Origin of the sequence: Pseudomonas sp. DE0010 (genome assembly GCF_007680745.1) — a bacterium.
Taxonomy (GTDB): Bacteria; Pseudomonadota; Gammaproteobacteria; order Pseudomonadales; family Pseudomonadaceae; genus Aquipseudomonas; species Aquipseudomonas parafulva_B.
Window position 1 is genome coordinate 138,105 of the sequence record NZ_VEJQ01000012.1, and the last position, 10,679, is coordinate 148,783.

11 protein-coding genes are annotated in these 10,679 nt (G+C 60.2%); 5 read left to right on the plus strand and 6 right to left on the minus strand.

Going from position 1 to position 10,679, the window contains the following annotated elements:
* Positions 1-18: 18 nt before the first annotated feature.
* Entirely contained in the window at positions 19-405 is a 387-nt protein-coding gene (locus FS767_RS11700; protein ID WP_058638394.1) for a hypothetical protein, read from the minus strand.
* 137 nt (positions 406-542) lie between these two features.
* Here FS767_RS11700 and FS767_RS11705 point away from each other — a divergent pair, with 137 nt between their 5' ends.
* From FS767_RS11705 to FS767_RS11715, 3 genes are all read left to right on the plus strand, one after another.
* The gene (locus tag FS767_RS11705; RefSeq protein WP_144965516.1) at positions 543-740 is read left to right on the plus strand and encodes a heavy-metal-associated domain-containing protein; all 198 of its coding nucleotides are present in this window, start codon (positions 543-545) and stop codon (positions 738-740) included.
* Between the two features lie 99 nt (positions 741-839).
* Positions 840-2,021 (plus strand): multidrug effflux MFS transporter, encoded by a 1,182-nt coding sequence (locus FS767_RS11710; RefSeq protein ID WP_100852295.1) that lies wholly within the window; start codon positions 840-842, stop codon positions 2,019-2,021.
* 344 nt (positions 2,022-2,365) lie between these two features.
* Entirely contained in the window at positions 2,366-3,079 is a 714-nt protein-coding gene (locus FS767_RS11715; protein ID WP_144965518.1) for a helix-turn-helix transcriptional regulator, read from the plus strand.
* Positions 3,080-3,084: 5 nt separating this feature from the next.
* Here FS767_RS11715 and FS767_RS11720 read toward each other — a convergent pair whose 3' ends face one another.
* From FS767_RS11720 to FS767_RS11740, 5 genes are all read right to left on the minus strand, one after another.
* Positions 3,085-4,032 carry an adenosine deaminase gene (locus FS767_RS11720; RefSeq protein ID WP_144965520.1) on the minus strand — a complete coding sequence of 316 codons (948 nt, stop codon included), beginning with the start codon at positions 4,030-4,032 and terminating at the stop codon, positions 3,085-3,087.
* Positions 4,033-4,117: 85 nt separating this feature from the next.
* A complete protein-coding gene (locus tag FS767_RS11725) occupies positions 4,118-4,804 on the minus strand; it encodes an SDR family oxidoreductase (RefSeq protein ID WP_144965522.1) in 687 nt (228 codons plus the stop codon).
* 384 nt (positions 4,805-5,188) lie between these two features.
* Complete coding sequence (locus FS767_RS11730) at positions 5,189-5,773, minus strand: YigZ family protein (protein WP_144965524.1); 585 nt, start codon at positions 5,771-5,773, stop codon at positions 5,189-5,191.
* A 9-nt stretch (positions 5,774-5,782) separates the two neighbouring features.
* A complete protein-coding gene (locus FS767_RS11735; protein WP_023535181.1) occupies positions 5,783-6,445 on the minus strand; it encodes a TetR/AcrR family transcriptional regulator in 663 nt (220 codons plus the stop codon).
* 90 nt (positions 6,446-6,535) lie between these two features.
* Complete coding sequence (locus FS767_RS11740) at positions 6,536-7,456, minus strand: LysR family transcriptional regulator (protein WP_178091277.1); 921 nt, start codon at positions 7,454-7,456, stop codon at positions 6,536-6,538.
* A gap of 115 nt (positions 7,457-7,571) precedes the next feature.
* Here FS767_RS11740 and FS767_RS11745 point away from each other — a divergent pair, with 115 nt between their 5' ends.
* Positions 7,572-8,918, plus strand: a complete 1,347-nt coding sequence (locus tag FS767_RS11745; protein WP_144965526.1) for an aspartate aminotransferase family protein — start codon at positions 7,572-7,574, stop codon at positions 8,916-8,918.
* 70 nt (positions 8,919-8,988) lie between these two features.
* On the plus strand, positions 8,989-10,482 hold the full coding sequence (locus FS767_RS11750) for a CoA-acylating methylmalonate-semialdehyde dehydrogenase (RefSeq protein ID WP_058605263.1): 1,494 nt from the start codon (positions 8,989-8,991) through the stop codon (positions 10,480-10,482).
* Positions 10,483-10,679 lie beyond the last annotated feature (197 nt).

The following is a 10,679-nucleotide window of genomic DNA, read 5'->3' on the forward strand; positions in this document are numbered from 1 at the left end:
CTTGCCATGCGGGGAAGGTCAATAGTCCAACGGCGTTCGCTTGAGCTCCATCCCATACTGGCCCATCGCGATGCGGTACTTGTTGATCTGCCCGGCTTGCAGGTTCAACCGGGTGCTACGTTGATCTTCAAGGCCCGGGGCGCAACCGGGTGTCTGCCCAGGCAGCAGGCGCAGGCGCACATCGACAGGGCCCGCAGGCAGGTTGAACGACGTGGACTGTTCCTGGAACAGGCGCCCCGACAGTTGATCGTTCAGGTAGACACCGATCTCGCAACTGGTGGCCACTTCAAGCCGTTCGCGGGAAATGATCAGCACGCTGTAGGCCGAGTTGTCTTCGGCGATGGCCGGCGGCACCGCCGCGAGCGCACCCAGCAGCCCGATGAAGCCCATTGCTGTCCTGAACATGAACACTCTCCTGCTTGCCTGTTTCAAAGTCGCAGCTTGGCCGAGGTGGACGCGAATTGCCACCTCCAGACACGCACGCTTGACCTTGCCCCCATGGCAAGCTTGAAACTCGCTGAAAACCCAGAGGAGGTATTCCCATGCACGTATTCTCGGTAGAAGGCATGACCTGTGGCCATTGCGTGAAGGCGGTTACCCAAGCCGTCCAGGCGCTTGATGGCGCTGCCAAGGTAGATGTCGACTTGGCAAAGAAGCAGGTCCGCGTCGATAGCAGTGCCAACCCAGCGCAGATACGGGCGGCCATCCAGGAAGAGGGTTACCAGACCGAGATTGCATAAGCGCTCGAGCCAGGTAACGCGATTGTTGGATTGTTTTGCGCAGGACGGGGTCCACAGCAGGTAGAATGTGCAACTTTGTTAGCTTGCTATGGATTCCCGATGAACCTGCGAATGGTCCTTATCCTGGGCGCACTCAGTGCGTTCGGGCCTTTGGCGATCGACTTCTATCTGCCTGCCTTTCCGGCGATAGCCCAGGCGTTCGCCACTGATGAAAAACACGTCCAGACTACCCTGGCCGCCTACTTTCTCGGGCTGTCCATCGGGCAGTTGCTCTATGGCCCGGTGGCTGACCGTTTCGGTCGGCGCAAGCCATTGCTGTTCGGCGTGGCGCTTTTTACCCTGGCATCGCTGGCCTGCGCCTATGCGCCCAACCTGGACACCCTGATCCTGGCGCGCTTTGTCCAGGCACTGGGCGGCTGCGCGGGTATGGTGCTGTCGCGGGCGATTGTCAGCGACAAGTGCGACCCGGTGGCTTCGGCCAAGGTATTCTCGCAACTGGTGCTGGTCATGGGCTTGGCGCCGATCCTTGCGCCCATGCTGGGCGGCGTGTTGGTCAACCACGTTGGGTGGCAGTTCATATTCCTGTCCCTGAGCCTGTTCAGTGCCGGCTGCCTGCTCGCCGTTAGCCTCGGGCTGCCTGAAAGCATGCCTGATCATATTCCCCGGCAGCCATTGTCAGGCGCTTTGCGTCAGTACCTGCGCCTGCTCGCCGACCGCGTGTTCCTGGGGCACGCCTTGACGGGCGGTATCGCCATTGCCGGCATGTTCGCCTACATCGCAGGCTCGCCGTTCGTGTTCATCAAGTTGTACGGGGTTCCTGCCGAGCATTACGGCTGGTTCTTCGGTGCCAATGCTGCGGGGTTCATCCTGATGGCTCAGGTGAACGCCCGCCTGCTGGCCAAACGCGGACCGGCCTGGCTGCTGACCCGGGCGGTATGGGTATACCTGGCAGCAGGCCTGACATTGCTGAGCATGGCGGCGATCAGGCCTGCAGCGCTCTGGCCGCTATTGGTACCACTGTTCGTATGCATCGCGAGCCTGGGTTTCATTCTGCCCAATGCCTCTGCATGCGCCATGAGCGGGCAGGGCGCTCGGGCGGGTAGCGCTTCTGCCTTGATGGGCTGCGTGCAGTTCAGTGTTGCCGCAGGAGCCGCGGCGTTGGTCGGTGTACTGCACGATGGCAGCGCGGTGCCCATGGCGCTTGTGATGAGCCTGTGCGGGGCGCTGGTGGTCACGGTTGCGCTGTTGACGCGGCGCCTGCAATCCAGGCGCTCGGTGTGAGGCATGAAGAACCTTCGATAATACCTGCGCTATTTGGTGAAGACGGCTGTGGGCATCTTCCGAATTTGCAATAAGCGATACGCCTTGACTCATCCCATGCTGAGCCATTTTTTCTGTCAAACCGCCGATATACAGGCTGTTTTGCGAACATGCCGCTGAAGAAGTCTCCTGCAAAGGGTAGCCCTACCCAGTGGCATTTTTGCGACAACTAGGCCTGGCAGTGGCGCCAGGGTGGCTCCAGGTGCGGCTTATACTGGCGAGCCAGGCCAGCGCGAGCGAGGGCGTTCGTGGGCCAGGGTCGGCCATCGCATCTACACAGTGAATTTGCAGGGAGTCACAGGGACATGAACGCAGCCAGTAGCATCAGCCAAATCGCCAGCCTGATGGCCGACCCCAAGCGCAGTGCCATGTTATGGGCCTTGATCGATGGCACACCCCGCCTGGCCAATGAGTTGGCCATCATTACCGGGCTAAGCGCCTCATCGGCTTGTGCACACCTTTCGCTGCTTTCTTCAGCGGGTCTGCTTCGGCATGAGGCCCGGGGGCGCAAACGTTATTTCCGCCTGGCAACGCCTCAGGTGGGCGCCGCTGTGGAGGCCCTTGCCAGCGTGCAGCTCGAACAGGAAAGAAGCCGTCATGCCCACACGCCGCGCCCTACATTGCCCATGTCCGTGCGGCGCGCCAGACGGTGCGGCGATCACCTGGGCGGTGAGCTTGCGGCCGAACTCTACCACCGCCTGGTAGTGGCCGGATGGCTGGATGGTTGTGGGCGGCAGTTGGTGGTCAGCGATGAGGGGCGGGCGCAACTGGCTAGCCTCGGCGTATACATCGATGCGTTGGCACCGCATCAGCCCCGAGCATGCACGATGTGCCGCTGCACCGAGTGGCATGACATGGAGCCGCACCTGGGGGGCGTTCTGGGCCAGGCGCTGTTCCGCCTGTTCCTGCAATCGGGATGGATACGCGAGGCCGAGGATACCCGGGCGCTGCACATATCACCGCTGGGTATCCAGCAGATCAATCGCATCGCCCGGGTCGAGACGCTGCAGGTGGGCTGAGTGCGTCAGACCAGGCGCGCATCCAGGCTGTTCTGGGCAAGCCGGCTAGCCTGGTCTTGGGTCATTCCCAGGTGAGTGTGCAGGGCATGGAAGTTTTCCGTCACGTAGCCCCCGAAATAGGCTGGGTCGTCTGAGTTGACGGTGACTTTTACGCCTTTTTCCAACATGTCGAGAATGTTGTGTTGGCTCATGTGGTCGAACACGCACAGCTTGGTGTTGGACAATGGGCACACGGTCAAGGGAATCTGCTCGTCGATGATGCGCTGCATCAGGCGCTCGTCTTCGATGGCGCGCACGCCGTGATCGATACGCTTGATCTGGAGCAGGTCCAGCGCTTGCCAGATGTACTCGGGCGGGCCTTCCTCGCCGGCATGGGCAACGGCCACGAAGCCTTCGCTGCGTGCCCTGTCGAACACACGTTGGAACTTGCTGGGTGGGTGGCCCATTTCGGAACTGTCCAGCCCAACGGCAATGAATGCATCGCGAAACGGCAGGGCCTGGTCCAACGTCTTTTGGGCTTCGTCTTCGCTCAGGTGGCGAAGGAAGCTCAGGATCAGGCCGCTGCTGATGCCCAACTGGTCACGACCATCCTTGAGTGCCTGGTTGATGCCATTGAGCACCACTTCAAAAGGAATACCGCGGTCGGTGTGTGTCTGTGGATCGAAGAAGGGCTCGGTGTGAATCACACTCTGCGCTTTGCAACGCTGCAGGTACGCCCATGTGAGGTCGTAGAAGTCCTGTTCGGTGCGCAGAACGTCGGCGCCCTGGTAGTACAGGTCGAGGAACTCCTGCAGGTTGTTGAAGGCGTACGCACCGCGCAACGTCTCGACATCAGCCCAGGGCAGGGCAATCTTGTTGCGCTCGGCCAGGGCGAACAGCAGCTCGGGTTCCAGGGAGCCTTCAAGGTGCAGGTGCAGTTCGGCCTTGGGCAGGGCGTTCAACCAGTCATACATATAAGGTGATCTCAATCAGGTACGGTTGCCGCCATTCTACAGGGCCAGGCCTGGCCGTGCGCCCCAATGGCGGCAACCTGCCCAATCACCAGACCAAGGGTTCGCCCTTGTAGTTGATGAAGCGAAGGCCCGCTGTGCCACTTTGGGCCTTGATCTGCTCAAGCATGCCACGGGTGCTGGTCAGCACGTCGATCTCCGCGTTTTCTCCGCCCATGTCGGTTTTCACCCATCCTGGATGCATGGCCAATACGCACAGGTCATGGCGCGGCTGGGCCACCACAAAACTGTTGATCATGGAGTTCAGGGCAGCCTTGCTGGCCTTGTACAAGCAGATCTCCCCGCCATCAGGCACTGCGACACTGCCCAGAATTGAACTCATGAAGGCGAGTACACCGGTCTGTTCACATACATGTTCAACCAGACGGCGTGCGACACGAATCGGTGCAACGACATTGGTCATGAACAGGTCACCAATTTCTTGGTGCGTAACGTTTTCCACATCCTGGGGGAGAGGGCCCATGACACCTGCGTTGACAAATACCAGGTCGAATAGCTGCCCGGTCAGGCGCTCAGCCAGGGTGTCGAGTTGGGCTGGGTCATTCATCTCCAGCTGTTCGATACGCACGCCCGGAACATCAGCCAGAGCGCCTGGTTTTTGCGGATTGCGTACTGTGGCAGTGACCTTCCATCCGTCTTCGTACAGGCGGTTGACCAGGCCCAATCCCAGGCCGCGGGAGGCCCCGATGATCAGAGCGGTTTTTGAATCGGCCATGAGCGTGCTCCATAGGGTTGTTAGAGCCTGTGAGCATAATTCATAGGACGCCTGGGTGTGCCCGGCCATTTGTGACGTTGCACTGCGGCGCCTGACTGCTTGAAAAATGAGCAACCCTCGGCGCGGCCATGTGCAACAGGTGCCCTGTCGTTTCACTCACGGGTTATCCACAGGCTGCTCCACAATTAATGTGTGCAAACCGCAGTCATCTGGCCGCATGACCGCCTGCGCATGGGGATAACTTGGGCTGGCTTAACTGAAACTGCCGATTTCGCAAACCTGGTCAAATTTTGAACAAGTCTAGCGAGGGGGCATGTTCATTGGGTTCTAGGCGTATGCCCCAAGCTTATCCACAGCCAGGCCCACAGTTGCTGTGGGCAACACTCAGCAACTTGCCAGCAGGATTCGGCCGCGACTCAGGTCTGCCAATTGTTGTTGCAGTAGTTGCCTGTGGACATCTTCAAAGGCAATCCTCAGATCTACACCGTTGGCGGTGAAGTGCTCGTCCAGCACTAGACCTTCAACGTCGGCGATCCGCAGTTTCACCAGCGCCAATTCGCTGAATGCACAACTGCAAGTGAACTCGCTGCGCTGTACCAGCAGGCGCTTGGGTGCCTGTTGCAGGCATTTGTTGGCGCCGCCGCCGTATGCCCTGGCCAGTCCGCCGGTACCAAGCTGAATGCCACCGTACCAGCGGATGACCAGTACCACCACCTGATCGCAGTCCTGTGCCTCGATGGCTGACAGAATCGGGCGGCCGGCCGTGCCGCCGGGTTCGCCGTCGTCGCTGCTGCGGTATTGGGGCCCGATTTTCCATGCCCAGCAATTGTGGGTGGCGTCGGGGTCGCTGTGACGCTCGATGAAGCTCATGGCATCGCTGGCACTGGCGATGGGCCCGGCCAGGGTAATGAAGCGGCTTTTGCGAATGTCCTCGCGGTATTCGCAGAGGTCGAGCAGGGTAGAAGGCATAAATGTCGGTCAGGCAACTGGCGCGATGCCGCATCCTTTGAGAATGATGTGGATAAGGTTGGTGCTGGCATCTTCCATATCTTGCTTGGTCAACCGGCTGCGACCGGTCACTTGGCAGATCTGCGTGGCGAAATCGGCGTAGTGCTGGGTACTGCCCCACAGCAGGAAGATCAGGTGGACCGGGTCGACAGGGTCCATCTTGCCTGCATCCATCCAGGCTTGGAACACTGCCGCCCGGCCCCGGAACCACTCGCGGTAGTCAGCGCTGAAGTACTCGGTCAGGCAGGAGCCGCCGCTGATCACTTCCATGGCGAAGATTCGCGACGCCTGCGGGTTGCGCCTGGAGAACTCCATCTTCGTGCGAATGTATCGGCTAAGCGCCTCGCCCGGGTCGTCCTCGACGCTCAAGGCGTTGAAGGTGCTGTCCCATAGCTCGATGATGTTGCTGAGTACGGCAATGTACAGGCCCAGCTTGTTGGTGAAGTAATAGTGCAGGTTGGCTTTGGGCAGCCCTGCCTTGAGGGCAATGGTGTTCATGCTGGTGCCCTTGAAACCATGACGGGCGAACTCGTCTTCGGCGGCCTTGATGATGGCCTGTTCATTTTTCTGTCGGATACGGCCTGCGGGTTTGCCGGAGGCGGATAGGCGGTGCGCAGGGACTTCTAATGTCATGAACGATTCCGTGCAGGGGGATGGCTGCGTCTGTAGGACAAGATTACCTTCCCACGGCAAAGTAACAAGCATTGGCGGCAGAGAGTGGCATCAACGTGTCGCAGCCAGACTTTCCAGAAAACTCTCAAGCACCAGGTTGGGCCGTCTGCCTTTTCGCGTCACCCAGCTCAAGCTCAGGTCATAGAAGCGTTGCTGCGGCTTGAGCGCTCGCAGCCGTCCTTGCTGGACCCAGAGCGCAGCGTAATGATCAGGCAGGTAACCCATGTAGCGCCCTGTCAGGATCAGGAACGCCATGCCTTCGCGATCCGACGCGCTGGCCGTGCAGTTGAGCACCTGGTAGTGCGCCTGGATTTCGGCAGGCAAGCGGAAGGTCGGGGCAATGGCCTCCTGGCGATTGAGGCGCTCATCGTCGAGCAGATCGTCATCGGCGTAGAACAGCGGATGACCGACGGCGCAGTACAGCAGCGAGCGTTCGCTATACAGCGGTTGATATTCCAGCCCCGACAACGGGCTGGTCTGGGGGACGACGCCCACATGCAGGCTGCCATCGAGAACACCGTGCTCCACCTGGCTGGGTGCGATCATGCGGATCTGGATGCGCACGTCCGGACCCCGGTCCTTGAGTTCAGCCAGGGCATGGGTGATGCGCATGTGCGGCAAGGTGACGAGGTTGTCGGTCAGGCCGATGTTCAACTCGCCGCGCAGATGCTGGTGCAGGCCGTTGACTTCGGTACGAAAGGTTTCCAGCGCGCTGAGCAGTTGCAGCGCCGAGTGATAGACCTCTCGGCCTTCCTCGGTCAGCGAGAACCCTGCACGCCCGCGCTGGCACAAGCGCAAACCCAAACGCTGTTCAAGATCGTTCATCTGCTGACTGATAGCCGATCGCCCGATACCCAGCACGTTTTCTGCGGCGGAAAACCCGCCACATTCCACGACGCTGCGGTAGATTTTCAGCAGGCGAATATCGAAGTCGCTGACTTGTGCAAGCGGATCGGGGCGTCGGCTCATCAGTTTAGTCGTGGCCTGTGTAAAGGTTAGAAATGCAGGCTTTTTCAGACTTTATCGCCGTGCCAAGTTAGCTGCAACAACATCCATCGTTGCCTAATCGTCTTCCGAGGAACCGCCGATGAACATGCTCCAAACCGCGCCTGCCGGTATCGCCAGCCAGCTCAAGCTGGATGCGCACTGGATGCCCTATACCGCCAACCGCAATTTCCAGCGCGATCCTCGGCTGATCGTGGCGGCCGATGGCAATCATCTGGTGGACGACAAGGGGCGCAGGATCTTCGATGCCCTGTCAGGGTTGTGGACATGTGGCGCGGGCCATACCCGCAAGGAAATCACCGAGGCGGTGTCGCGCCAGATCGGCACCCTGGACTACTCGCCGGGGTTTCAGTTCGGGCACCCGCTGTCCTTCCAGTTGGCTGAAAAGATTGCCGAACTGACGCCGGGTGACCTGAATCATGTGTTCTACACCAACTCAGGCTCCGAATGTGCCGATACGGCCCTGAAGATGGTGCGAGCCTACTGGCGCCTGAAAGGTCAGGCCACCAAGACCAAGATCATTGGCCGCGCCCGTGGCTACCACGGGGTTAACATCGCCGGTACCAGCCTGGGCGGCGTCAACGGCAACCGCAAGATGTTCGGGCAGTTGCTGGACGTCGATCATCTCCCCCACACCGTATTGCCGGCCAACGCGTTCACCAAGGGCCTGCCGGAAGAGGGCGGCATCGCGCTGGCTGACGAGATGCTCAAGCTGATCGAGCTGCACGATGCATCCAATATTGCAGCGGTGATCGTCGAGCCGCTGGCAGGTTCGGCCGGCGTGCTGCCGCCGCCCAAGGGTTACCTCAAGCGTCTGCGGGAAATCTGCAGCCAGCACAACATCCTGCTGATTTTCGACGAAGTGATCACCGGCTTCGGCCGGATGGGCGCGATGACCGGCGCCGAGGCCTTTGGCGTTACGCCAGACTTGATGTGCATCGCCAAGCAGGTGACCAACGGCGCGATCCCCATGGGGGCGGTGGTTGCCAGCAGCGAGATCTACCACACGTTCATGAACCAGCCGACGCCGGACTATGCCGTGGAATTCCCACATGGCTATACCTATTCCGCACACCCAGTCGCCTGCGCGGCAGGGCTTGCCGCGCTGGATCTGCTGCAGAAGGAAAACCTCGTACAGTCCGCTGCCGACCTGGCACCGCATTTCGAGAAGCTGCTGCACGGCGTCAAAGGCACCAAGAACATCGTCGATATCCGCAACTATGGCCTGGCAGGCGCCATCCAGATCGCCGCCCGGGACGGAGATGCCATCGTGCGCCCTTATGAAGCGGCGATGAAGCTGTGGAAAGCGGGCTTCTATGTGCGATTCGGCGGCGACACCTTGCAGTTCGGCCCAACCTTCAACACCAAGCCTGAAGAGCTGGACCGTCTGTTCGATGCCGTGGGCGAGACGCTGAACCTGATCGATTGATTTTCTGCGTTCAAGGCAGGCGCCCGTCGCAGACACGCCTGCCACGCCTCTTTTTTATCTGGAGTGTTACATGAGCATTGTTCAGCACCTGATCAACGGTGACCTGGTTACCAAGGGCGAGCGCACCGCCGATGTGTTCAACCCCTCCACCGGCCAGGCCATTCGCAAGGTCGAACTGGCCAGTCGTGCGACCGTGCAGCAAGCCATCGATGCGGCCAAGGCCGCGTTCCCGGCCTGGCGCAACACCCCGCCCGCCAAGCGCGCCCAAGTCATGTTCCGTTTCAAGCAACTGCTCGAGCAGAACGAAGCGCGAATCGCACAGATGATCAGCGAGGAGCATGGCAAGACCCTGGAAGACGCCGCCGGGGAGTTGAAGCGTGGTATCGAGAACGTCGAGTTCGCCTGCGCTGCACCTGAATTGCTCAAGGGCGAGTACAGCCGAAACGTGGGCCCCAACATCGACGCCTGGTCCGACTTTCAACCGCTGGGGGTAGTAGCGGGGATCACGCCGTTCAACTTCCCGGCGATGGTGCCGTTGTGGATGTATCCACTGGCAATCGCATGCGGCAACGCATTCATCCTCAAGCCTTCGGAGCGTGACCCCAGCTCGACGCTGTTCATCGCCCAGCTGTTGCTGGAAGCGGGCTTGCCCAAGGGCATCCTCAATGTGGTGCACGGTGACAAGGAAGCGGTGGATGCCCTGATCGAGGCGCCGGAGGTCAAGGCGTTGAGCTTCGTGGGTTCTACGCCAATTGCCGAGTACATCTACGCTGAGGGCACCAAGCGTGGCAAGCGCGTCCAGGCACTGGGCGGCGCGAAGAACCATGCAGTGCTGATGCCCGATGCCGACCTGGACAATGCCGTCAGTGCGCTGATGGGGGCTGCCTATGGTTCGTGCGGTGAGCGCTGCATGGCCATTTCGGTCGCGGTGTGCGTGGGTGACCAGGTGGCCGATGCGCTCATTGCCAAGCTTGAGCCGCAAATCAAGGCACTGAAGATCGGTGCGGGCACATCGTGCGGCCTGGACATGGGGCCCCTGGTCACGGCGGCGGCTCGCGACAAGGTGGTTGGCTATATCGATGAAGGCGTAGCGGCGGGCGCCAGGCTCGTAGTGGACGGGCGCGGCTTGAGCGTGTCGGGTAATGAAGAGGGCTATTTCGTCGGCGGCACCTTGTTCGACAAGGTTACCCCGCAAATGCGCATCTACAAGGAAGAGATCTTCGGGCCGGTGTTGTGTGTAGTACGGGTCGACAGCCTCGAGCAGGCCATGCAACTGATCAATGATCACGAGTACGGCAACGGTACCTGCATCTTTACCCGTGACGGTGAAGCGGCGCGGTTGTTCTGCGATGAAATCGAGGTAGGCATGGTAGGGGTGAACGTTCCGCTGCCGGTCCCTGTGGCCTATCACAGCTTCGGCGGTTGGAAGCGTTCGCTGTTTGGTGATCTGCATGCCTACGGGCCAGACGGCGTGAGGTTCTACACGCGGCGCAAGGCCATTACCCAACGCTGGCCGCAGCGGGCCAGCCATGAAGCATCGCAGTTCGCATTCCCTAGTTTGTAAGCGTGCTGTTGGGGAGCAAGGAGGCCATGGGGCCTCCTTGTTCTATATAACGCAGTGCTTCATCCATCAGCGGCGCCTTCCCTGCCCACGGCCAGAATATTTCAAATACATGAAATTAATGGTTGACGCGGTTTCGAATCCCCTTATAATGCGCCCCACTTCCAGCGACATCGGAACGCGAAACTCCTTGAGATTCA